We start from the raw sequence: 22365 nt of genomic DNA, 5'->3' as shown, positions 1-22365 counted from the left end.
ACCCCATTTTTAAAAGTTTACAGCATATTCGACCGTCTGCTTGTTAGAAAGATCGGGCAGCTGCAACCTCGCGTTTAGCAACTTTTTGGTATAGGCATTTGCAGGGTGATCGAACAGCTCAAAGACATTGGCTTGTTCGACAATTTTCCCATGCTGCATAACCATAACTTCATCTGCCATCTCTGCAATGACGCTTAGGTCATGAGAAATCAGCAAAATGGTTGTGCCACATTCCGATCGCAGCCGTTCCAGCTGTGATAACACTTGCAATTGATTGACCATATCGAGTGCAGTCGTTGGTTCATCAGCGATAACGACGGCGGGTTTCAGGCACATGCACATAGCAATCATCACCCGCTGCAGCATACCTCCGCTCAGTTGAAAAGGGTACATCTTGAGAATCTCGTAAGGCTTGGGCAAATTCACATTTTCTAGAGAAATGGCTGCCAGCTCATAGGCTTCTTTTTTGCTCAGCTTGCTGTGCGCACGGATGGTCTCGATGAATTGATTGCCAATTGAATACACTGGCGTGAAGGCATTCATCGGATTTTGCCTAATAAAGCCTATTTCTTTGCCTCGAATGCGCCGCATCTCCTTCGGATCCAAGCCGTTAAGCTCCCGGCCACCCAGTTGAATGCTGCCTTCGACAATGGTATGGTGATCCATCAACTGCAAGAGTGAATGGCATGTCATGCTTTTGCCGCAGCCGCTTTCGCCGACTAGACCGAGAATTTGCCCCTCATTTAAATCAAAATGAATATCATGAAGAAGCTGAAGCTGGCCTTGATCTGTTGTGACTTTGACGTTCAGCCCACTTACCTGCAATACTTTGCGAGTTGTGTCCATCTAAGGGCCTCATTTCTTGTTTAAAATCGTTTTTTTACCCCAAATTTATGCGATAGCGCTTCACCGAGCAGATTGAAATTAATGACGACAAGTAAAATAAAAAATCCGGGGTACATCATCAGTTCAGGATGGCTCCGAATGTAGCTCTTGCCCTCATGAATCATGGCGCCCCACTCCGGGGTAGGCGGCTGAATACCTAAGCCAAGGAAAGACAGCGCTGATATATCCATAATCGCCCAGCCAATCTCAAGTGTCCCGATTACAACAATAGGGGGCAAAACATTGGGAATGATGTGAAGCCTCATAATGGTCCATGGTGAGGACCCGCTTATCATTGCAGCCGAAATAAACTGACGTTCTCTTAAACTAACAACGAGGCCGCGAAACATACGAGCATAGGTTACCCACTGAACAAGAAGCAGGGCAAACACGATCTGCATAATACCGGGACCTAGCATCGCTACAATTCCGAGGACAAGTACAATATTCGGAAAAGCCATAACGCCATCACAGAAGCGCATGAGGAAGGTATCGATCCATCCGCCTTTGTACCCCGCAACCGTTCCAACGATTAACCCTATGGTTAAGGATAAAATAAACACAAGGAAAACTAAGCCTAACGATATGCGAGCCCCATACAACAGTCGGGATAATAGATCACGCCCCAAATGATCCGTACCTAATAAATAGTCATACGTAGGAGGCTGCAGCTTCAAGGCTAGATTGACCTTGATAGGATCATGGGGTGCAAGCCAAGGTGCCAGAATCGTGATTAAGAAACAAAGCAGCAGGAAGCAAGAACACGCGATGATGGTCTTCCTACCTGAGAGAAGATTCTTCATAGGTTTAATCACGGATCGGTTCTTCCTTTCAAAGAAATTCGTGGGTCCATATACATTTGAACAAGATCAACGATCAGGTTGCAAAGAAGGAATGCGCATGCAGCGAGAAGCACATAGCATTGAACGACCGGAATATCTCGATTAAAGATGGCTTCAATGAAGTATCTGCCAATCCCTGGCCATGAAAACACTTGCTCAACAATAATCGTCCCCGTGAGCAGCTTGCCGAAATTCATACCTAAGCCAGTAATGACGGGGGAGATGGCAATTTTCATCACGTGTTTAAGCAAAATCACTTTTTCGGGTATGCCACGAGTTCTGGCATATAACACATAAACTTCTTGTAATTGCTCCAAAATGCTTGCCCGCAAAAGTCGACTATAGACAGCGATAAGTGCAAGTGACAGGGTTAGTGAAGGCAGGACTAGATGCTTCCAGCTTCCCATGCCATTAACGGGCAACCAATCCAGTTGAACAGCGAAGAAAAAGATCAATAAATAGCCGAGCCAGAATTGCGGAATGGATGCGCCAAAATAGGAAAGCGCTTTGCTGAAATAATCCACCCAGCTATTGGAGTAAACAGCTGACAAATACCCCAGTCCTATGCTGACAACAATCGTTAAGATGATGCTGCTGAAAGCAAGTTGCAAGGTGGCCGGCAATCGTAGCGTTACCTCGTCCCATACAGGTTTATTGGACAGATAGGATGTTCCGAAATCAAGCCGGGCGATTTGGGTTAACGAATGCAAGTACTGCACATAAAGCGGTTGATTCAGCCCCAATTCTTGTCTCTTCTCAGCAAGAAGTTCTTCCGTCGGTTGAATATGCGAAGCGGAGAAATAAGCTTCCGCTGGGTCTACCGGCGAAAGCTGAATCAAGATAAATGTAAGCAGTGTGGCGAAAATGACCAAAGGAATAATGGCGAGCAGTCGCTTCCCGATATAGCTACTTAATTCCATTGAAAGGGTGATCCCAACGGCTTGCAGGGAAGGTAACATTGGATAAGGATTTATTGTAAACAACAGTTTGTTTAATGTAAGAAATAGGTACGATGACGGACTGCTCATGCAAAGTTGTCAAAATTTCCGTATAAAGCTTCTTGCGTTCGACTTCATTCGTGGAGGCAAGTACGGTCTGTATCTTCTGGTCCAGCTCCTGCTTCATAGGAATGCGTGAATGGGCTTCTGCTACACCAAAGCTTGGTTCTTTCACAGCATTAATAAGCGTATGAGGATCATAAGGGACACCGGAATTAAACCAGAAACGGACGTCGAATTTTCCTTCTCGGAGCAGCTTCGTTGCGGTAGTTAATTCCACACCGGCGATGTTCAGCTTAATGCCAATCTCTCCCCATGCCGCCTGCACGGCTTCTCCCATTGTTTTTTGAATCGGATCGGTTTTATCGTACACTAATTCCAGCTCTAACTTTTTGCCGTCTTTCTCCCGAATGGTTTGCCCTGGGGCTAGTTTCCAACCGGCTTCATCTAGATACGCCATTGCTTTGGCTGTGCTGTATTCAATCGGGTTAACTTTCAAATCCACGTACGGATAGTTGTTAGATAAAAGAGAATCGGCTTTTTGTTCTACACCGCCTGTAATACCATCCACGATACTCTGTTTATTCACGCCATGTTGGAGCGCAAGACGGACCCGTTGATCCGCAAGCTTCTCGTTGGTGGAGTTCAACAATATATTTCTAGTACCTACCGGATCTGAGAGAGCTGTTCCGTATTTGCCTGTGCCTTGCAGTTGTTTATAGGCATCCAGGCTGAGCGCGCCTTCGCCAAATATCATATCCAGTTCGCCTTTTTCAAAAGCTAATACACGCGTTTCGCTGTCAGGAATGATTTTAACTGTTACCTTATCTACCTTTGGCTGCTCACCCCAATAATTAGGGTTTCTAGTGAAGACGGTGTATTGATCTTGTTTGTACTCTGTAATCATCCATGGTCCTGTACCTATTGGCGCTTTTAGATCTTTTAGGGTATCATCGCCTTCTGGGAAACCAGCCTCACCTAGGAAACGAAATGGTCGAACGGTGGCTAAATCCTGTAAGGTTGGATAATACGGCTCAGAGAGTGTTAATTTAATCGTCTGCTCGTCAACAATCTCGGTTTTAACCAGCACCTTTGCGATGCCAAGCCAAGTGTGCGTGCTTTTATTTTTCAGGATGGCATCGAAATTTCTTTTCACGATAGCAGCGTTAAATGACGAACCATCCGAGAACTTAACATTTTTGCGAAGTTTGAACGTGTACTCTTTGCCATCTGTGGAAATGTTCCATGACTCGGCCAGGTAAGGCTTAAGCTCTCCGCCTTCGTTATAGCTGACAAGCGGCTCGTAAATCATCGACTGTGAAAATAATTGATTAGGGTAGTAGGCATGAGGATTCGACGGGCCCAAATCCCTCATCCAGGAAACGGTGATCTCCTTTGGTTTCTGCGCCGGAGTCGTTTTATCGTTGGCTGCTGGCTTTGGATTGGCGCAACCTAATACAGTGATAAGCAATGCTAATAGCACAGCTATTTTTGGTATGAAACGAGTTGATTTTGTGCGGATCATCGGATTAATTCCCCTTTTAAGTGATAATGATTATCATACTCGATAATAGTATTTTTTTTTGCTACACTTAACAATGGAGAAATAACTGTTTTTTTATTGGACAAAAAAGAGCGCATAGATATCCCTAACCAACAGCAGGCATGGACGGAGAAGGAGGGGGACCCTGACATGTATATATACGATATATTAGAAGTTAAAATCATAGATTTGTTGTCCAACAAGCTGGTTGTTCCCACGGATAGGACGGGCCATCGGATCATTTGCTTTGCCCGAACGGGAGGCAATCTGCGTCTGGCCGGGCATATCCTGTATGCGGATCAAGGATCTTGTATGCTTCTGGCCCCAGGGGACAAGGCGGAAATAGAGATTAGCGGCGGAAGTGATCTGCTTGGAGCTGTGTATATGATTCGTTTCCATGCCTATGGCATGGGGGAAAAAGAACCGTCGATTGATATTGGGCCCTGTGTTCCATATGAGACGAAGATCGATGTGAGGCCATTGTCGCGGCTTGTCGATTTGCTAGAACAGGTTGCTCATAGAGCTAGCGATGCCTTGAGACATGAGTATGTAGAACGTTGTAAGCAGCAGATTCATCTACAAGAGCTTCTCGTACTGCTTATGGAAAATGTCCAAACCATGCATTCTTTCACCGATGCCACATCAGCTGTTCAACAAACGATCAACTATCTCAATCACAACTATCGGGAAGAAATTACGGTTGAGCTGCTATCGCGAATGTCAGGTGTTGGCCGTTGGAAATATAGTGATTTATTTCAGTCGTTGATTGGCAAAAAACCGCTTGAATATTTGACGGAGGTACGCATTAACAGGGCCAAAGAGCTTCTTCTCCAAACGGATGACCCTTTACGCGAAATTGCTCGCCGAGTCGGTTTTAAGGACGAATATTATTTCTCTCGCAAGTTTCGGCATGAGATGGGAATGACGCCCAAACAATATGTCCGCACAAAAAGCAACAAAGGGACAACCAATGAACGAAGCGCAAGCCCTTTCACAAGAGTTGTGGCAGTGGGTGCTGTACTTGGCGATTTATTGGTTCTAGGCATTAGGCCGATTGGGGCAGATATGACGGTAATTGGCAAAAAAGTCGTCTATCGCGAGGAATTGAACAACATAGCAGATGTCGGGCTTTTAGGTGAACCGGGTAAGGTGAAAGCGTTGAATCCCGATCTTATTGTATATAGTGGTTTCCGGCTCGATTGGATCGATAAGCTGTCCGATATTTCTCCAATCGTAGCTATTGACCGGTTTGAACATACGTATGATCGGCTTCTGAAAGTAGCTGATCTATTCGGTAGGACCAACCAAGCGCGAAATTGGGTGGAGAGCCATGAGCAAAGATCCAATGAGATATGGACGCGGCTGTTTGCCAATCCTATGGATAAACGGAAGCAAGCTACCATTTTCGTCGTGAACGATGGTGTCATCTATGTCATGGGAATGAGAGGTGTAGCATTTACACTATATCATCCTTTAGCATTCGAGCCTTCTGACAAAGTGAAAGATTTGATCGCTAGAAGCATTCCGTTTTTCGCTATTGAACCGGAGATGATCAAGGATTACGGGGCAGACCATCTGTTTCTTCTCGTGGATGAGAATGAACGTTCCAAGCGCAAGGCACAGAGCGTAACGAATCATCCCTATTGGAAATCGATGGGGGAAGATTGCGTTCATATATTAGAAGGAAAATGGAATTTCGATGATCCGATTACGATGGATCGACTTCTCCCTTTATTGCCGCGCATTATCAGGTCTATTTAGAATAGAGGGCCAAAGTCATGGCACAGCTCGTCAAAGATGAGAAAGAGACAGTATCGAATGACATAATCTAGATATTGTCATTTATTTTATTTCTAATAGTATGGTAAGATAAGATCAGGAGAAAGGGGGGAAGAGGAGGAGCAGACGCGAACAGGCAAGTCAGCTAGTTTAGTCAACTGCTCTTCTACGACCATGGCCAATGATCAACAACCATTAACGAAAGAAGCGATTTTGGATGCCGCGGAACAAGTGCTGCGTCGTTACGGACCAGAGAAAACCTCGGTTGTCGATGTCGCCAAGGTCCTTCAAGTCAGCCACGGTACGCTTTACCGTCATTTCCCCAGTAAATCCGCTTTGCGAGAGGCCGTTACGGAGCGATGGCTGTTAGGTTTAGCCAGTTCTTTGCAAGAGATTGCCAATCAGACCGAAGGTCAAGCCAAAGATCGTTTGCGTCTATGGCTCGATACCTTGGTAGTCTTCAAGCGGAATTATGTCTTAGAAGATCCTGAGATGTTCAGCATGTATAGATCGGTGACCCAAGAAGCGGTCAAACTGATTCAAGACCATGTTCATCAACTGATTCAGCAAATTGCTCAAATTGTCGACGCGGGGGTCAAAACACAAGAATTTCAAGTGGACGCTAGTGAGGATGCTGCAAGGGCTATTTTCTTAGCCACATCCCGTTTTCATCATCCTGCGCATGCTACTGAATGGCTCGACTCGACGAATGCTGCGGATTTCGAGAGGGTATGGCAGTTAGTGCTTAAAGGTATTTCTTAGTTTCAGACGAAAGCCCTTCTGATGATTTGAGAAGCAGAGGGGCTTTTTAATATAGATTAAATGACATAATTATAAAATTGTTACTTGTTATTTGTTATTGGATCAGCTATACTCAAATTATTCAAGTAAGGAAGTTGGGAATAAGAAACGCATTCAACGATTTTCAACATATACCTTAAGGAGGAATAACCATATGAATAGCAACTTAGCAGGAAAAGTAGCGCTAGTCACAGGAGCATCCAGAGGAATTGGCCGCGAAATTGCAGAGAAACTGGCAGCTCGGGGGGCTAGAGTTATCATCAACTTTGCCAGTAATCCGGCTGCTGCGGGAGAAGCGGTGACAAGCATTCAACAAAAGGGCGGTGAGGCATTGGCGATTCAAGCCGATATCAGTCAAGTCAGCGAGATCGAAAGGCTGTTTCAGGAAACCCTTCAAGCTTACGGACAACTCGATATCCTTGTAAATAATGCCGGCATTATGATTACCAAGCCTATTGCTGCTATGACAGAAGCCGATTTCGATAAACAATTTGCTATTAACGTCAAAGGGACTTATTTCGCCATCCAGCAAGCTCATAAGCACATGAACAAGAATGGTCGTATCATCAATTTCTCCACATCCGTAGCGGGTGCAATGTTCCCGACTTACAGCGTGTATGCGGGTACCAAAGGAGCCGTTGAACAATTCACACGCCAATTGGCCAAAGAGTTTGGCCCGTCAGGGATCACGATTAATGCGGTCGCACCCGGACCAATTCATACAGAGCTTTTCACAGTCGGAAAGTCGGAAGAGCAGATCAAAGGAATTGCTGGCATGAATGCATTCGGTCGTCTCGGTGAGCCTGAAGATGTTGCAGGTGTTGTGCTGTTTTTGGCTAGTGAAGAGTCTCAATGGGTAACGGGCCAAACGCTTCGGGTTAACGGCGGTTTTATATAAAACAGATAGAGATGCCTATTCCGATAGGTGTCTCTTTTCCTTTGTGGGTGCACGAGAGTACCAGCCATTATTTTTATCAATTAGGGTGAGTTTTATGTGCACGGCTGCGTGAGATGAGGTGGAGTCTTGAAGGCTGCGCAAATTTTCTGCTGAAGAGGAGTTGCAAATCAGAAGATGATGATTTATACTGAAATCAGTTAGTAATTGGTCAATCAATAAAGTTGATAGGAGATAGATCATGGTTAAAGGTACAACATCATTGGATCGACGCAACGATATTATTTCTGCAGCTATTGAAGTGTTCGCCGAGCTGGGTTATTACCGGGCAACAACCGCGCAGGTTGCGGAGAGGGCAGCGATTTCACAGCCCTATGTTTATCGTTTTTTTACGAAGGAGTCATTGCTTGTAGCGGCGTTAGATCTGTCCTGGCAGCGAATCCTGCATGCCTTTCAACTTGTTCGAGATACGAAAGTTCCCGAGTTTTTGGAAGAAGGCTTCATCCGTGCTTATGAGAAAATTATGGAGTCACACCGCTATGAGATTCTGCTGCAAATGCAAGCAATGACCATTCTGGAAACTCCTGTCCGTGAGACGATGACCAAAGGGATGAACGACGTGCAGCAGCTCGTTTTCAATGCTTTTCTGCAGGCAGGTATTGAAGAACCGCAAGAGCGCACTACTATATTTTTGGCACGTGGCATGCTTTGTAACGTGTCGATGGCGCTGGATATGCCCAATTTAATGATAAAGAGATAGGATTAAATTTTTTTCGTTATTTGTGATTGTTTGATCAATAACTTAATGAGAAGAAAAGAGTGCGAGAAGACTAGGGCAAGGGAGCAAGCAAAAGAGCGAGGCAGCAAACGGGCGAGAGAGTAAGGGAGTAAAAGAACAAGAGAACAAGAGAACAAGAGAACAAGAGAACAAGAGAACAAGAGAATGTTATAACAAGGAGCAGAGGGGAGCAATAATAATGAATCATTTAATCGTGTATGCGCATCCATCCGAGGGAAGTTTTAATCATGCTATTTTGGAAACCGCCGTAACTGGGCTTCAGAAGAAAGGTCATGATGTCGTCGTAAGAGACTTGTATGCCATTGGTTTTCAACCTGTTGTCAGCAGCAGTGAGATTATTGGAGGACTGGGTGAAGATATTGTTCAAGAGCAGGAACATTTGAAGTGGGCCGACGTTATCACTTTCATCTACCCGATATGGTGGACGGGAATGCCAGCAATTATGAAAGGCTATATTGATCGCGTATTCTCTTATGGCTTTGCTTACAAATATGTGAACGGTGTGCAGATGGGGCTGCTGAAAGGGAAAAAAGCCGTCATTCTCAATACCCAAGGAAAGTCCCATGCAGACTATGCGAAAAGCGGGATGGATCAGGCGCTTCGGTTGACTTCGGACAAAGGAATCTTCGAATATTGCGGATTCGAGATCTTGTACCACATCTTCTTCGAATCAGTTCCAGAGTCGGATGAAGCTACACGTAAACAATGGTTGGAGCAGATTGCGGATATGGCAAGCAAAGCGTAATGAAGGTAATAAAGCATAATGAAGCGTAAAAAAGCGTATGAGGATGGGGAGAGGGCTGCATGTATGCGGCCTTCTTTTTTTATTATTTATGGAAATTTGCCTTGAGCCAGCCAAAAAGGCAGTCTCGACCCGCGAAGCAGGCTGGATCGAGGCAAAGGCAAGCTGAGCCAGCCGAAAAAGCAGTCTCAGCAGGAGAAAAGCATCCAGCCGGCGCTGAGCCTGCCAAAAAGGCAGTCTCGACCCGCGAAGCAGGCTGGATCGAGGTAAAGGCAAGCTGAGCCAGCCGAAAAAGCAGTCTCAGCAGGAGAAAAGCATCCAACCGGCGCTGAGCCAGCCGAAAAGGCAGTCTCGACCGGCGAAGCAGGCTGGATCGAGGCAAAGGCAAGCTGAGCCAGCCGAAAAAGCAGTCTCAGCAGGAGAAAAGCATCCAACCGGCGCTGAGCCAGCCAAAAAGGCAGTCTCGACCCGAGAAGCAGGCTGAATCGCGGTAAAAGCAAGCCGAGCCAGCCGAAAAAGCAGTCTCAGCAGGAGAAAAGCATCCAGCCGGCGCTGAGCCTGCCAAAAAGGCAGTCTCGACCCGCGAAGCAGGCTGAATCGCGGTTAAAAGCAAGCCCGAGCCTGCACAGACGGCCGCTCTAACACGCAGTGTATCTGCCAGCCTCATATGGAGGGGGCCGGAGCTCCACTGAAGGTTTTTCTGATTGCCCGCCTATCGGAAAAGTCCAACATGTTTTCTGCTTTGGGCAAATGCGCTTGCGGTTATTTTTGATACAATGCATGTGAAAGCAGTTATTTTACAGTGTACAGGAGGGAATTGCGTGAAGCCGCACGAGCATCCGCTTATTCAGGAAATAAACAATACCAATGTCCCTTATGGCACCCTGGGGATCTGGTTTCTAGGCCAAGAGAGCGTCATTGTCAAAGGAGCGGGCATCACTGTCTACCTCGACCCGTTCGTCTCCGACGATTTGGAGAAGCAAGGGACCCGCAGATTGTATCAACCTCCAATAACGCCGGAAGCAATTACGAATGCGGATCTATGTCTGATCACACATGAACATGCGGATCATCTGGACCCCGGCACGCTGCGCGTCCTCATGCAGCAAAATGAAAAGGCACTCGTAATAGCGCCTGCTGTGTGTCGAGGGCATTTAGTACAAATTGGAGGTGAGGCTTCCAACGTTATGGATGCGGATACGGAGCGCTCCCAAGCACTGTTTGAGGGCAAATTGAAAATTCAGGCCATCCCCGCTGCTCATGAAGAGCTGGAAACGAACGAACAAGGGCAGCACCGCTACGTCGGCTATATTCTGGAGCTGAATGGGGTGACTCTGTATCATGCTGGCGATACCCTTGTTTATCCGGGACTTCCCGATGTCCTAAGCCGCTATCGTATTGATTTGGCGATGCTGCCCATCAATGGTCGGGATTATTTCCGCACTAAGCAAGGAATTATCGGCAATATGAATTACCGGGAGGCCGCTAAGCTGGCGGCAGATCTGGATGTCGATACGGTGATTCCGCTCCATTATGAGACATTCGCAGGGAATGCGGAGCGTCCCGGATATTTTGTGGATGAGTTGAATGAGAAGTACCCTCAAGTCAAGTGTCAAATACTGGCGCGGGGAGAACGTTATGTGTATGTGACTCCGAGAGCTTTTTTGGCATAGAAAGGAATGGCGTGGACATGTATCGGATTGGTGTAGATCTGGGTGGGACCCGAATCAAAGCGGCTGTTTTTAATGCAGAATTCGCAGTGATACAGGAAAGAAGTGATCCGACTGAAGCTGAGTTAGGACCTGATGAGGTGATCAGCAAGATCAAGAAGATCGTTCATGACATGCTGCAGCAGGCCGGGATTGCGCAAGAGGCAATTCTCAGTATGGGGGTTGGCATTCCAGGGCTTCTTGATCCTGAGCTAGGGCTGTCAATCTTTTCGCCGAATTTCCCAGAGTGGGATCATGTTCCCGTGGTGGAGATGTTGAAGACTGATTTCCACTTTCCGATTTACATCGACAATGATGTGCGTGTGAATCTGTATGGCGAGTGGCTGTTTGGTGCTGGAAGAGGCTACAAGCATGTTGTGCTCATTACGCTGGGCACCGGTTTAGGATCAGGCATTATCCAGGATGGCAAAATGGTGTATGGCACAACGTCCAGTGCTGGGGAAATAGGCCATATGAATATGTTTAGGGAAGGTCGTCCGTGTCGCTGCGGCAGTTCAGGCTGTCTAGGCAGATATGCCTCTGCCATCGGGATGGTTCGGACCTTCACGGATCAGCTGGCGCAAGGCTTCACCAGTATCATTCAAGATTGGACGGGCGGGGATCTGGCGCGCATAACGGCGGCTATGATTTCAGATGCGTATGATCACGGAGACGTTTTAGCGAAAAGGGTCATGCAGGAGACGGGCCAGATTCTAGGATTTGGCTTAAGCAGCGTGATTAATTTGTTGAATCCACAAGTGGTTATCGTAGGCGGTGGGATGTCTGCGGCGGGGGATCGGTTATTGAATCCGGTGAGAGAAACGGTAGGTGCTCATGCTTTGAGGCTGTCATCGAGTGCATGCCAGATCATTCAGGCGGAGCTAGGCGTGAGGGCCGGGATGATAGGCGCAGCAGCTTATGCCAAGCTGAGAAGTGAAGCTAATGGATGAGACACAGGCTCAAGATGAGTAGTTTGAATCTAAAATGAATGAAGGGCAGGCAACAACATGATCATTTCAAATGTAGAGACGTTCATTGTAGGGAATTCATGGAAGAATTGGCTGTTCGTTAAATTGCATACGAAGGAAGGGATCTGCGGAATTGGCGAAGGGACGTTGAATGGCTTCGCCAAAACGGTGGAAGCGGCGATTCATGAGTTGAAGCATTTGTACATCGGGATGGATGTGCATGACGTGGAGACAATCTCCTTGAAGATGACGCGGGATGTGTACTCGGATGGCGGCCAAATTCAAGGCTCAGCCTTGGCGGCTATTGAAACCGCTTGCTGGGATATCATCGGCAAATTGGCGGAGCAGCCTCTCTATAAGCTGCTTGGCGGCAAATGTCACGAGAAGCTGCGCTGCTACGCTAATGGCTGGTACCGTGGGCCTCGTGAGCCGCAAAGCTTTCACGATAAAGCGAAGGAGGTCGTGGCCAGAGGCTACACGGCGTTGAAGTTCGATCCCTTCGGCAACGCTTGGCGCACCGTGGAAAGAAACGAATTTCAGGCTAGCCTAGAAATTATTGCTGCCGTTCGTGAAGCCGTTGGTCCCGATGTCGATATCCTCATCGAAGGACATAACCGCTTCAGCGTGCATACGGCTTTGCAATTCGCGGATGCGATGCTGCCTTACAAGCCGACCTGGTTCGAGGCGCCAGTGCCGCCGCAGCGAATCTCCTCCATGGTAGAGGTGGCGAAGCGCAGTCCTGTCCCGATCGCCTGCGGGGAAGATTACTACAACCGCGAGCAGTTCGCGGAGCTGCTGAAGCATGATGCGGTTCATATCATACAGCTGGAACCGCAGTATCTCGGCATCTCGGCATCGAAGCAGATTTGCGGCATGGTGCATGCGCATAATGGGGTAACAGCCCCGCATAGTGCGCAGGGGCCGATATGTTCGGTCGTCTGCGCGCATCTGAACATGGCGACACCGAATTTCTTCATCCATGAAATTTTCGATGAATTTAATGAGCCGTGGGAAGAGCAGCTGCTGATGCCGCCGCTGAAGGTGGAACAGGGTTATCTTCGTCCGCCGGAGGGGCATGGTCTGGGCATTGAATTGAACTTGGAAGAGATGGCGAAACATCCGTACGATCCGGGTCACTGGATTCCATTATTCAAGCAAGGCTGGGAAAAGCGATTGAAGAACGAGTAGGCCTGCCGCATTCCCGATTTTGCGTGTGACCTTGCCATGATTCGCAAGACAATATAGGGAGGTGTTCATCCATGAAAGCCTTAGTTTATGAAGGACCTAGCAGCATGAACCTGCGCGAGGTAGATCTTCCGTCTCTGGGGCCAGATGAGGTGCTTATTCGTGTTGAGCGGGTGGGCATCTGCGGCTCCGAGCTGAGCGGGTATTTGGGCCATAATTCCCTGCGCAAGCCGCCGCTCATTATGGGGCATGAATTCGCTGGGATCGTCGAGCAAGCAGGAAGCACCCGGTTCCGCCGAGGGGACCGCGTGACGGCGAACCCGCTGCTGTCCTGCGGGCGCTGCCGCGCCTGCCGGACGGGAGCCGCTCAGCTGTGCGCAGAGCGCCAATTGCTCGGAGCGCATCGACCGGGCGCCTTCGCCGAATATGTGGCTGTCGCGGAGCGGAATGTCTATGCGCTCGAGGATCATGTGAGCTTCGAAGAGGGCGCTTTTACGGAGCCGTTCGCCTGCGCGGTGCATATTTGCAAGCTTTTGAAAACGCTGCCAACGGATCGTCTTTTGATCATGGGCGGGGGACCCATTGGGCTTTTGGCACTCCAAGCAGCCAAGGTCTACGGCTTGCAGCACATCGTGCTTATCGACATCAACGAGCAGCGGCTGGAGATTGCCAAGGAACTGGGCGCGGTAACGTCCACTCGTCTGGATACTCTCCGTTCAGAGGAGAAGAGTATGTTCGATGCTGCAATTGATGCTGTCGGTATGGAGATAACCCGCCAATTATGCGTAGAGTCGGTGCGTCCCGGCGGGCGCGTTGTATTGACAGGGTTGCACGAAGAGAAAAGCAGCCTCCCGATTAATATGATCATTCGCAGCGAGATTCAGCTGATGGGCGCATTCGCGTATCATTCCGACGACTTTGAGACGGCGCTGCAGTGGATTAGCGAAGGACGTGTCAGCCTGTCGCCTTGGACACTTCTGGCTCCACTAGAAACAGGGGGTGCTTGTTTCGAACGGCTCATCCAGAACCCCGGGAATATAGCCAAAATTCTTTTAACGCTTGATCACGAGAAGGGGGAAGCTGCGCCATGAGTCTGGAGCTGTTTCGATTGGATGGCCGTGTCGCTTTAATTACGGGCGGAACACGGGGACTGGGGCTTGTGATGGCGCAAGCTTTGGCCGAAGCGGGGGCTGATGTGATCGTAACTAGCCGCGAGAAGGAGAAGGCCGAAGCCTCGGCTCAGGCCATCGCACAGTCAACGGGGCGGCGCGCGCTTGGCTTGGCCGTTGACGTTACGATCGCCGAGCAGGTTGATGCGATGGTGGCTTCGGCTGTGGAGGCGTTCGGGCGAATTGATATTTTGATCAATAATGCGGGTGTGAATGTCCGCAAGCCGATTGAGGATTTCGATGAAGCCAGCTGGGACCTGGTGCAGAATACAAATTTGAAAGCGCCTTTTCTTTGCGCCCGTGCGGTCGCCAAAACGATGAAGAACCAGCGATATGGCAGAGTGATCAATATGTCCTCCATGCTGGGCAGCATTGCGCTGCCGGAAAGAGGCGCATATTGTTCCAGCAAAGGCGGTTTGATTCAGCTCACCAAGGTTCTCGCTTTGGAATGGGCCTCTTATAACATTACGGTGAACGCGTTATGCCCGGGACCGATTGCAACGGAGCTGAATACGGTCGTGATGAACAATCCCGAGGCGAACCGGTTTTTCGTGGACAATATCGCGCTCGGCCGGTGGGGGAAGCCGGAGGAGATTATCGGCGCGGTGATCTATTTGGCGTCGGAGGCCTCGAGCTTCATGACAGGGGCTTCGATGGTTGTGGATGGCGGCTGGACAGCGAAGTAGAGCAAGGGTTTTATCCAAACGGAAGACTAATGAGGAAAAGGTGAGCGATCATGAAACTCGGTCTTGCTGTCTATGGCACTACGTTTATGATGGGCATTCATCCACAATCTACCCGCAGGCGCATTACGGCGTCGCAGCTTTTGGAGCAGGCCGCTGAACTTGGCCTTCAAGGGATTGAGCTGCCGATTTCGCTGCTGGAAGGCGAGAATATCGGATCGTTGGCTCTCCGAGCACGGGAAAGCGGCCAATATCTGGTCGTGGCTTCCGGCGGTTATGATCCGAAGCCGCTCTCTCAAGCTTTCGAAGCTGCGCTGCAGCTGGGAGCTCCGATCGTCCGCACGGTTGTAGGCGGGGCTGACTTTGGCGGTGATCGGCGCAAGCTGGCTGGACGCTGGACATCTTTCTTGGACGAGGTCTTGTCCGGACTTGGTGAAGCGGCGCAGGCCGCAGAGAAAGCTGGGGTTACGCTAGCGGTAGAAAATCATCAGGATTTGGCATCTGAGGAGCTGTTATGGCTCTGCGAAGAGATTAATTCTCCGAGCTTCGGGATTACGCTCGACACAGGCAACCCACTGGCAACGGCGGAGGAGCCGGTTTCGTTCGCAAGAAGGATCGCGCCTCACCTGAAGCATGTGCATCTCAAGGATTATTGGACCCACCTGAGCGACGAAGGATACCGGCTCGTGCGCTGCCCGCTGGGGCAGGGTGTGGTTGATTTTCCGGCACTGTTTCACATCTTTGAGTCTTACTGTCCAGAAGTGAATATGTCGATGGAGCTTGGAGCTTTGGAAGCTAGGCACACGAGAGTGCTCTGCGAGGACTACTGGCCGGAATATCCGCTTCGCTCGGCGGCTCAGTTAGCTGGGGTTCTGCGTTTTGTGAATGCCAATGCTAGACCAGTCGGGGATTGGCGGACTCCTTATGAAAAGGGTGCACCGGAAGATGACATCATCGCATACGAGCAGCGGCAATTACTAACGAGTGTGGCCTATATGCGAGGTGTAGTGGAGGCGCGCGCGAGCGCTCAGAAACGAGTCGGAAGCTGAGAGGAGAGGGACGGCGTGAACATTGATCTATCGGGGAAAGTGGCTATTGTAACTGGAGCGGGAAGAGGAATTGGCAGGGAAATTGCTCTAACGCTGGCGCAAGAAGGCGTTATTACGGTGATAACGGATATTCAGGAGGATTTGCTGGCAGCTGTAGGCAGCGAATTTGCGTTGAACGGCTATCGAGGCAGCCAGTATCTTTGTGATGTGCGCAGCGCAGTGCAAATTCAGCAAGTGATCGATCAGATTGTAGAAAAGTATGGACGAATCGATATTCTCGTCAACAACGCCGGTGTTGCGGGCGGAGCCCCGATTGATGTGCTGGCGGAAGAGGTGTGGGACTTGAATTTCGATATTAATCTGAAAGGCACCTTCCTGATGTGCAAAGCGGTCGCTCCCGTGATGAAACGGCAAAAATCGGGACGCATCATCAATGCAGCCTCCTTCGCCGCTATCGTTCCGAGCTATGGGAGCGCAGCCTATGCTTCGTCAAAGGCCGGTGTGGAGCAGTTCACACGCGTGCTCGCCGGAGAACTCGGACCGTGGAACATTGCGGTCAACTGCTATGCGCCCGGCATGATTCCAACGGATATGAACCATTTCGCCGATTTGCAGGAACCTCAGCAGCAGCGGCTCTTGGATACGTTGACGTTCCGCCATTGGGGCAAGAAGGACGATGTTGCCCATTTGATCTGCTTCCTGGCTTCTGACTTTGCGGGGTACATTACCGGTACGATGATCGATATCAGCGGCGGGAAGCTGGCTACGCAAATACCGCGAATTGCCTATGAGAAAGCAGCAAGCGAAGGAGCTTATGAGTTCTAGTGTCAAGCGATGAGGAGGCTGCACGATGAGGGAGAAGGCTAGCTTTAACTTTGCCGGCAAAACGGTGCTCGTGACGGGCGCGGCGAAGGGCATCGGTGCCGCTATTGCGGAGCAATTTGGCAGTTATGGCGCGAATGTGGTTCTCGCCGATGTGGATGAACAGGGCGAAGCGGCAGCTGCGGGGTGGCGTCAATCGGGTCGCTTGGCGCGGTTCATCCGATGTGATGTGTCGAGGGGGAGCGAGGTCGCGAAGACGGTGGCCTACGCAGAGCAGGAATTCGGCGGGCTGGACATTTTGGTTAATAATGCCGGCATTTTCCCGCGCGCCCGTTTGGCCGAGACAGATGAGGCGTTCTGGGACCGTGTGATGGACATTAACCTGAAGGGTGCTTATTTAATGTGCCAAGCAGCGGTTCCCGGTATGATCCGCAGAGGCGGTGGGAGTATCGTCAATATTGGCTCGCTGCATGCAGCTTCGGGTGCTCCGGATACATTAGCTTATGCGATATCGAAGGGCGGAATCGTCACACTGACGCGGAATTTGGCCAGTACGCTTGCTAGGCAGGGTGTAAGAGTGAATTGTATTCACCCAGGTTGGGTGGCCTCGGATGGGGAGATGGCTCGTTTGGCGGCAACAGGAGAAGGCGGAGATTCGCTGGAGAAGGCCATTTCACGGATGCCGATGGGCAGAATGCAAACCGGAGATGACATCGCCTCAGCGGTAATCTTCATGACGTCGGATTTCGCAGATCAAATTACGGGGCAGCAATTAACGGTGGATGGCGGCATCAGCTTGCGGTAACGATTATGGTATGAGGAGTGAGACCCTATGAAGAAGATTGCGTTTATTGGTGCAGGCAGCCTGGTCTTTACCAAAAATTTGGTTCGCGATTTGCTCACATTTCCAGCCTTTGAAGACTGCACGATTGCGTTAATGGATATAAATCCGGAGCGACTGGCTTTTGCCAAGACCGCTGTGGATAACCTTATTGCTGCTGGAGCTTACCAAGCCCAAGTAGAAGCAACGACTGATCGGGCGGAAGCGCTGACAGGTGCTCACGGAGTCGTCTGCACGATTCTGGTTGGCGATCTGGCGATTTGGCGCACGGATATTGAGATTCCGAAGAAATATGGTGTCGATATCAATATCGGCGACACCCGAGGTCCAGCCGGCATATTTCGCTTTCTGCGCACCGTACCTGTGATGCTAGATATTTGCCGGGATATTGAGCGCTATTGCCCTGAAGCGATCTTCCTGAATTATTCGAATCCGATGGCCATGCTCGTCCGTGCGATGCAAAGTGAAAGCAAAGTTCAGGTAACGGGCTTGTGCCATAGCGTTCAAGGAACGGCGGCTATGCTCGCCGGCTGGATTGGCGCTCCCATGGAAGAGATCACCTATCGATGCGCAGGGATTAATCATCAAGCCTTCTATTTGGACTACAAATGGAAGGGGAAAGACGCCTACCCTCTAATCAGAGAGGCGGTTGCGAAACGACCTGAGATCTACAATGAGGAACAGGTCCGCAATGAAATGTTCTTACATCTGGACTATTATGTGACAGAATCCAGCGGTCATAATTCGGAGTATAATGCCTGGTTCCGGAAGCGTCCGGATTTGATTGAGAAATATTGTACTCATGGTACCGGTTGGAATCCCGGCCGTTATGGGGAAATCATTACGTATGCCGAGAAGCTGCACGGGAACTGGCATCAGCAGATGGAGGCATGGCGGGATAGCCCAATCGACCTCCAGCGGGGCGAGGAATATGCTTCCTATATTTTCAACGCAACGATTGGCGATGGCGCTTTATTTGAATTCAACGGCAATGTGCGGAACTTCGGCCTAATTGATAATGTACCGGAAGGCTGCTGTGTGGAGGTACCGGTGCTTGCTTCTAGGGGAGGTCTAAGTCCGATTCACGTCGGCGCACTCCCTGACCAATTGGCTGTGCTTGTGAATACAAGCGCACGCTGTGAGGAACTGGCGGTTCAAGGGGCGCTTACGGGAGACCCGCGTTCCGTATTTCACGCGATTTGCTTTGACCCTCTAACTTCCGCAGTGCTCAGTCTAGCCGAAATCAAGGCAATGGTCGATGAGATGTTCGCAGCTAATCAAGCATGGCTCCCCCAATTCAAGCAGCTCTCCTAAGCATAAGCAGGTCGTTGTCAGCGCGAATGTGCTCGCATAAAAAATAGCGCTTCCAGCGGAGATTTACTACACTTGTAAGCGCAACCAAACCTGATATGATTAGAATGTGATACAAAATGTATACTTTAATACAGTCAGTATCATCACGTCGATTCATGAAAAGGGAGGATTCGTGCACATGAAAAAAACATTTTTAAGTGTTATGGCCGTAATCTTGACGATCTCTATTGTCCTTATGGGTTGTTCCAGCAGACCAAGTTCAGGGACGACGACGACAGACAACAAAGGCAATACGAGCACGGCGGCACCAACAACAGCAGCGACAACGACGACACCTGATGCCAAACCGAGTGGGGATAAATTAAAGCTAACCGTCTACAGCACCATTACAGAGCTGCCGAATCAAGAAATGATGAAAGGCATCGCTGCTGATTTTACGAAAGAAAATCCGAACATTGCTGTTGAATTTCAATTCCCAGGTGCGGAATACGAGAATATTCTGAAGGTTAAAATGGCGGCAAATGATTTGCCGGACGTCTTCGATACGCATGGCTGGGCCATTATCCGTTATGGCAAATATTTGGCCGACCTGCGCGATGAGCCTTGGGCCAAAGATATGACGGACACGATTAAGCCGGTCGTTACGGATAAAGACGGCAAAGTCGAAGCGCTCGTTATGAGTGAAGCGAAGGACGGCATTTCCTATAATGCGGAAATTCTTGAAAAGTACAGCATTCAACCGCCCAAAACATTCGATGAACTGATGGCGGCTGCCGAGAAGATCAAAACCTCCAGCAACAACGCCGTGACACCGTTCTTCATGTCTGGCGTGGATAATGGGATGATCGGCGGCTTCTCCGATCTCTATGCGACCTCTATGTACATCAGCCCGGCAACGAATGATGCCAAAACACTGCTCGACGGTACGTTCGACTGGAACAAATGGACACCGCTTGCGCAAAAGCTGCAGGATATGAACAAAAAAGGCTACATCAACAAGGATGTGCTGACGGCCAAATACAGCGATATGCCTCAGCTGTTCGCGCAAGGCAAGGTAGCCTTCGTCTTCGGTGCGCCTTCCTTCGCAGATGAAGTCTACAAATATAATAAAAATGCCAAAATCGGCATTGCGCCTTTAACGTCTATGGTGGATGGCGACAGCCAATCCTTCTCCGGCGGCGAGCGCTACACGATGGGCGCTTGGAAAGACGGCAAGCATTTGGCGGAATCCAAGAAACTGATCGCCTTCTTTGCGAAGCCGGACAATATGTCCAAGATCGCCAATGCGACGAAGCTGCCTTCCGGGCTGAAAAATATTGCGTCGAAACATGAATTTTCGGAGTACTACAAACAATTTGAGAATGTTCGCGTATTCCCTTATTTTGACCGGGTGTACCTGCCGAACGGGATGTGGGATGTCATGTGCAAAACGGGTGTGGCTCTGTTAGCCGGAACCGTTTCTCCACAGCAATTCTCCGATAAAATGAAATCCGAATATTTACGTCTGCGCAATCAGTAATAGCAAGATGAGGGAGGGTGACAGCCACCCTCCTTTTCTTCCTATTCGACGAAGGAGGATGGTGTTCACATGGCGGAACCAAGGACTGTGCTGGCACAGGCTAAGCTGGAACGGAAGTCATCGACGGTAATGGGGCGTATGATTCGCAATGGGGCTTTATTGAATTTACTCTATATTCCGGCGCTGCTCTTATTTTTCATTTTTATCTTTTATCCGTTTTTCAAAGGGATTAAAATTTCGTTTACCAATTGGGATGGGTACAATCAAGGCTATAAGTGGATCGGCTTCGAAAACTATAAACGGATGTTTCAGGATCCAGAAATCCTCAAGGTCATCCGAAATACGGCTATCTATGGCATAGGCAGCGCCGTTTTTCAAAATATTATTGGGTTGCTCTACGCCTTATTCTTAAATATGAACATTCGAACCCGAGGACTCGTCCGTACGGTCATCTATTTGCCAGTCATTATCAGTTCGTTAATTATGGGGTATATTTGGTACTTTTTCTTCCAATATCAAGGCGGGGCGATCAATGACATTATTCTCTTGTTCAACGATCAGCCGTCCAATTTATTGGGAGATCCGAACCTCAATGTTTGGATTATTACCTTCGTCAATACGTATCAGTATTTGGGGATTGCCATGGTGTTATATTTGGCGGGGCTGCAGTCGATTCCCAAGGATTATTATGAAGCCGCAACGATTGATGGAGCGGGAGCTGTCAAGCGGTTCCTCCATGTGACATGGCCGCTCATCGCGCCTGCTTTTACCGTCAGCATGGTTCTCAATCTGATTGGCGGCCTGAAACTATTCGACGTGATTGTCGCTTTGACCAACAGTGGTCCGGGATATGCCTCGGCTTCGTTATCTTCGATTATGTACTTGCTTTATTTCGGTCGCGAGGATGCCGGATATGCCGCAACGATCGGTATTCTAATGTTTATTATGATCTCCATCGTAAGTATCTCAGCCCTCTTATTCCTGAGAAAAAGGGAGGTCAATGCCTGATGACTAAGAAGACGTGGCTCACCATCTTTTCCCTGCTTATCTGCTTGATCCACATCCTGCCTTTCTATATTCTCATCACGACGTCGCTCAAAGCGTTCGATGATGTCAGCTCCAAATGGATGATGCCTGGCTACTTCTATATCGACAATTTCAGAGATGCTTGGCGGGAAGCTCATCTGGGAGATGCGTTTCGCAGCAATTTTATCGTGACGGTGATCTCGGTTATCTTGATTGTCGTCATCGGCTCTATTGCGGCCTATCCGCTTGCTCGGCGCCAGACGACGTGGAACAAATTCATCTATGCTGTTTTCGTATCTGCTTTGATCGTTCCCCCATTGACTATTTTGGTGCCATTGTATAAGTTTATGGTAGATATTGGCGGGATGAATCAATATTGGGGCATCATTCTGCTGTTCATTACTTTTAATCTGCCGATGACGATTTTCTTGTATACCGGCTTCATTAGTACGATTCCTCGGGATTTGGATGAAGCTGCAATGATTGATGGGGCGGGGCGGTTTCAATTGTTTTTCACGGTCATTTTGCCCTTGCTCAAGCCGGTAACGGCGACGGTTATTATTTTGTCGGGTGTCGCCGTATGGAACGATTACCAGTTCTCGATCTTCTTCCTGCAAAAGCCGGAAATGCGGACGATTACGGTAGCGCTTTCTACCTTCTTCGGTCAATACACGAGCAATGTCGGTTGGGTCGCAGCCGGCTCCTTCATGGGAGCCATTCCGATGACGATTGTGTACTTATTTTTGCAGCGGTACTTCGTTTCCGGGCTTGCTTCTGGGGCCATTAAAGGTTAGCT

Annotated in this window: 22 protein-coding genes; 18 read left to right on the top strand and 4 right to left on the bottom strand. The window is 49.2% G+C overall.

What is annotated here, in order from left to right:
• Window positions 1–9 precede the first annotated feature (9 nt).
• Genes HQN90_RS20890 through nikA form a run of 4 tightly spaced genes read right to left on the bottom strand, consistent with a single transcriptional unit; the run spans window position 10 to window position 4250 of the window.
• Window positions 10–846 (bottom strand): ABC transporter ATP-binding protein, encoded by an 837-nt coding sequence (locus tag HQN90_RS20890; RefSeq protein WP_173222238.1) that lies wholly within the window; start codon window positions 844–846, stop codon window positions 10–12.
• 20 nt (window positions 847–866) lie between these two features.
• Complete coding sequence (nikC, locus tag HQN90_RS20885; RefSeq protein ID WP_173222357.1) at window positions 867–1688, bottom strand: nickel ABC transporter permease subunit NikC; 822 nt, start codon at window positions 1686–1688, stop codon at window positions 867–869.
• 8 nt (window positions 1689–1696) lie between these two features.
• Window positions 1697–2647: a nickel ABC transporter permease subunit NikB gene (gene nikB / locus HQN90_RS20880; protein WP_173222236.1), complete on the bottom strand. Its 951-nt coding sequence runs from the start codon at window positions 2645–2647 to the stop codon at window positions 1697–1699.
• Window positions 2634–4250, bottom strand: a complete 1617-nt coding sequence (nikA, locus tag HQN90_RS20875) for a nickel ABC transporter substrate-binding protein (RefSeq protein WP_173222234.1) — start codon at window positions 4248–4250, stop codon at window positions 2634–2636. Before nikA ends, nikB begins: the two co-directional genes overlap by 14 nt.
• 168 nt (window positions 4251–4418) lie before the next feature.
• On the opposite strand from nikA, the gene HQN90_RS20870 reads away from it, so the two are divergent.
• The 18 genes from HQN90_RS20870 to HQN90_RS20785 all read left to right on the top strand — a co-directional run bounded on the left by HQN90_RS20870 (window position 4419) and on the right by HQN90_RS20785 (window position 22363).
• Window positions 4419–6029, top strand: coding sequence for an AraC family transcriptional regulator (locus tag HQN90_RS20870; protein ID WP_173222232.1), 1611 nt, complete (start codon window positions 4419–4421; stop codon window positions 6027–6029).
• A 192-nt stretch (window positions 6030–6221) separates the two neighbouring features.
• Window positions 6222–6809, top strand: a complete 588-nt coding sequence (locus tag HQN90_RS20865) for a TetR/AcrR family transcriptional regulator (protein WP_173222231.1) — start codon at window positions 6222–6224, stop codon at window positions 6807–6809.
• 193 nt (window positions 6810–7002) lie between these two features.
• Window positions 7003–7746, top strand: a complete 744-nt coding sequence (locus HQN90_RS20860) for an SDR family oxidoreductase (protein ID WP_173222229.1) — start codon at window positions 7003–7005, stop codon at window positions 7744–7746.
• A gap of 238 nt (window positions 7747–7984) precedes the next feature.
• Complete coding sequence (locus HQN90_RS20855; protein WP_173222227.1) at window positions 7985–8503, top strand: TetR/AcrR family transcriptional regulator; 519 nt, start codon at window positions 7985–7987, stop codon at window positions 8501–8503.
• Window positions 8504–8720: 217 nt separating this feature from the next.
• Window positions 8721–9287, top strand: a complete 567-nt coding sequence (locus HQN90_RS20850; protein ID WP_173222225.1) for an NAD(P)H-dependent oxidoreductase — start codon at window positions 8721–8723, stop codon at window positions 9285–9287.
• 59 nt (window positions 9288–9346) lie between these two features.
• A complete protein-coding gene (locus HQN90_RS20845; RefSeq protein WP_173222223.1) occupies window positions 9347–9565 on the top strand; it encodes a hypothetical protein in 219 nt (72 codons plus the stop codon).
• Between the two features lie 540 nt (window positions 9566–10105).
• Window positions 10106–10957 (top strand): MBL fold metallo-hydrolase, encoded by an 852-nt coding sequence (locus HQN90_RS20840; RefSeq protein WP_338042360.1) that lies wholly within the window; start codon window positions 10106–10108, stop codon window positions 10955–10957.
• A gap of 17 nt (window positions 10958–10974) precedes the next feature.
• On the top strand, window positions 10975–11943 hold the full coding sequence (locus tag HQN90_RS20835) for an ROK family protein (protein WP_216855397.1): 969 nt from the start codon (window positions 10975–10977) through the stop codon (window positions 11941–11943).
• A gap of 57 nt (window positions 11944–12000) precedes the next feature.
• Entirely contained in the window at window positions 12001–13149 is a 1149-nt protein-coding gene (locus HQN90_RS20830; protein ID WP_173222219.1) for a mandelate racemase/muconate lactonizing enzyme family protein, read from the top strand.
• A gap of 71 nt (window positions 13150–13220) precedes the next feature.
• A complete protein-coding gene (locus HQN90_RS20825; RefSeq protein ID WP_173222217.1) occupies window positions 13221–14237 on the top strand; it encodes a zinc-dependent alcohol dehydrogenase in 1017 nt (338 codons plus the stop codon).
• Complete coding sequence (locus tag HQN90_RS20820; protein ID WP_173222215.1) at window positions 14234–15001, top strand: SDR family NAD(P)-dependent oxidoreductase; 768 nt, start codon at window positions 14234–14236, stop codon at window positions 14999–15001. The genes HQN90_RS20825 and HQN90_RS20820 overlap by 4 nt, the downstream gene beginning before the upstream one ends.
• Before the next feature lie 50 nt (window positions 15002–15051).
• A complete protein-coding gene (locus HQN90_RS20815) occupies window positions 15052–16047 on the top strand; it encodes a sugar phosphate isomerase/epimerase family protein (protein WP_173222213.1) in 996 nt (331 codons plus the stop codon).
• A 15-nt stretch (window positions 16048–16062) separates the two neighbouring features.
• On the top strand, window positions 16063–16872 hold the full coding sequence (locus HQN90_RS20810) for an SDR family NAD(P)-dependent oxidoreductase (RefSeq protein ID WP_173222211.1): 810 nt from the start codon (window positions 16063–16065) through the stop codon (window positions 16870–16872).
• A 25-nt stretch (window positions 16873–16897) separates the two neighbouring features.
• A complete protein-coding gene (locus tag HQN90_RS20805) occupies window positions 16898–17674 on the top strand; it encodes an SDR family NAD(P)-dependent oxidoreductase (protein WP_173222209.1) in 777 nt (258 codons plus the stop codon).
• Between the two features lie 27 nt (window positions 17675–17701).
• Window positions 17702–19024 carry an alpha-galactosidase gene (gene melA / locus HQN90_RS20800; protein ID WP_173222207.1) on the top strand — a complete coding sequence of 441 codons (1323 nt, stop codon included), beginning with the start codon at window positions 17702–17704 and terminating at the stop codon, window positions 19022–19024.
• Between the two features lie 178 nt (window positions 19025–19202).
• A complete protein-coding gene (locus HQN90_RS20795) occupies window positions 19203–20543 on the top strand; it encodes an ABC transporter substrate-binding protein (protein WP_079414792.1) in 1341 nt (446 codons plus the stop codon).
• Between the two features lie 69 nt (window positions 20544–20612).
• A complete protein-coding gene (locus HQN90_RS20790) occupies window positions 20613–21551 on the top strand; it encodes a carbohydrate ABC transporter permease (RefSeq protein WP_173222205.1) in 939 nt (312 codons plus the stop codon).
• The gene (locus HQN90_RS20785) at window positions 21551–22363 is read left to right on the top strand and encodes a carbohydrate ABC transporter permease (protein ID WP_173222203.1); all 813 of its coding nucleotides are present in this window, start codon (window positions 21551–21553) and stop codon (window positions 22361–22363) included. The genes HQN90_RS20790 and HQN90_RS20785 overlap by 1 nt, the downstream gene beginning before the upstream one ends.
• Window positions 22364–22365 lie beyond the last annotated feature (2 nt).

Origin of the sequence: Paenibacillus alba, assembly GCF_013204855.1 — a bacterium.
In the GTDB taxonomy this organism is placed as follows: domain Bacteria; phylum Bacillota; class Bacilli; order Paenibacillales; family NBRC-103111; genus Paenibacillus_E; species Paenibacillus_E alba.
The sequence above is the reverse complement of the archived record's forward strand: the minus strand, read 5'-3'. Positions and strand labels throughout refer to the sequence as shown.

Excerpts from the sequence above, each read along its gene's own strand:
- HQN90_RS20835 (WP_216855397.1), top strand. The coding sequence starts at position 10,975 with ATGTATCGGATTGGTGTAGATCTGGGTGGGACCCGAATCAAAGCGGCT.
- nikB (WP_173222236.1), bottom strand. The coding sequence starts at position 2,647 with ATGGAATTAAGTAGCTATATCGGGAAGCGACTGCTCGCCATTATTCCT.
- HQN90_RS20860 (WP_173222229.1), top strand. The coding sequence starts at position 7,003 with ATGAATAGCAACTTAGCAGGAAAAGTAGCGCTAGTCACAGGAGCATCC.
- HQN90_RS20805 (WP_173222209.1), top strand. The coding sequence starts at position 16,898 with ATGAGGGAGAAGGCTAGCTTTAACTTTGCCGGCAAAACGGTGCTCGTG.
- HQN90_RS20850 (WP_173222225.1), top strand. The coding sequence starts at position 8,721 with ATGAATCATTTAATCGTGTATGCGCATCCATCCGAGGGAAGTTTTAAT.
- HQN90_RS20785 (WP_173222203.1), top strand. The coding sequence starts at position 21,551 with ATGACTAAGAAGACGTGGCTCACCATCTTTTCCCTGCTTATCTGCTTG.
- HQN90_RS20830 (WP_173222219.1), top strand. The coding sequence starts at position 12,001 with ATGATCATTTCAAATGTAGAGACGTTCATTGTAGGGAATTCATGGAAG.
- HQN90_RS20820 (WP_173222215.1), top strand. The coding sequence starts at position 14,234 with ATGAGTCTGGAGCTGTTTCGATTGGATGGCCGTGTCGCTTTAATTACG.
- HQN90_RS20845 (WP_173222223.1), top strand. The coding sequence starts at position 9,347 with ATGTATGCGGCCTTCTTTTTTTATTATTTATGGAAATTTGCCTTGAGC.
- HQN90_RS20865 (WP_173222231.1), top strand. The coding sequence starts at position 6,222 with ATGGCCAATGATCAACAACCATTAACGAAAGAAGCGATTTTGGATGCC.
- HQN90_RS20795 (WP_079414792.1), top strand. The coding sequence starts at position 19,203 with ATGAAAAAAACATTTTTAAGTGTTATGGCCGTAATCTTGACGATCTCT.
- melA (WP_173222207.1), top strand. The coding sequence starts at position 17,702 with ATGAAGAAGATTGCGTTTATTGGTGCAGGCAGCCTGGTCTTTACCAAA.
- nikC (WP_173222357.1), bottom strand. The coding sequence starts at position 1,688 with ATGAAGAATCTTCTCTCAGGTAGGAAGACCATCATCGCGTGTTCTTGC.
- nikA (WP_173222234.1), bottom strand. The coding sequence starts at position 4,250 with ATGATCCGCACAAAATCAACTCGTTTCATACCAAAAATAGCTGTGCTA.
- HQN90_RS20890 (WP_173222238.1), bottom strand. The coding sequence starts at position 846 with ATGGACACAACTCGCAAAGTATTGCAGGTAAGTGGGCTGAACGTCAAA.
- HQN90_RS20815 (WP_173222213.1), top strand. The coding sequence starts at position 15,052 with ATGAAACTCGGTCTTGCTGTCTATGGCACTACGTTTATGATGGGCATT.
- HQN90_RS20825 (WP_173222217.1), top strand. The coding sequence starts at position 13,221 with ATGAAAGCCTTAGTTTATGAAGGACCTAGCAGCATGAACCTGCGCGAG.
- HQN90_RS20855 (WP_173222227.1), top strand. The coding sequence starts at position 7,985 with ATGGTTAAAGGTACAACATCATTGGATCGACGCAACGATATTATTTCT.
- HQN90_RS20790 (WP_173222205.1), top strand. The coding sequence starts at position 20,613 with ATGGCGGAACCAAGGACTGTGCTGGCACAGGCTAAGCTGGAACGGAAG.
- HQN90_RS20870 (WP_173222232.1), top strand. The coding sequence starts at position 4,419 with ATGTATATATACGATATATTAGAAGTTAAAATCATAGATTTGTTGTCC.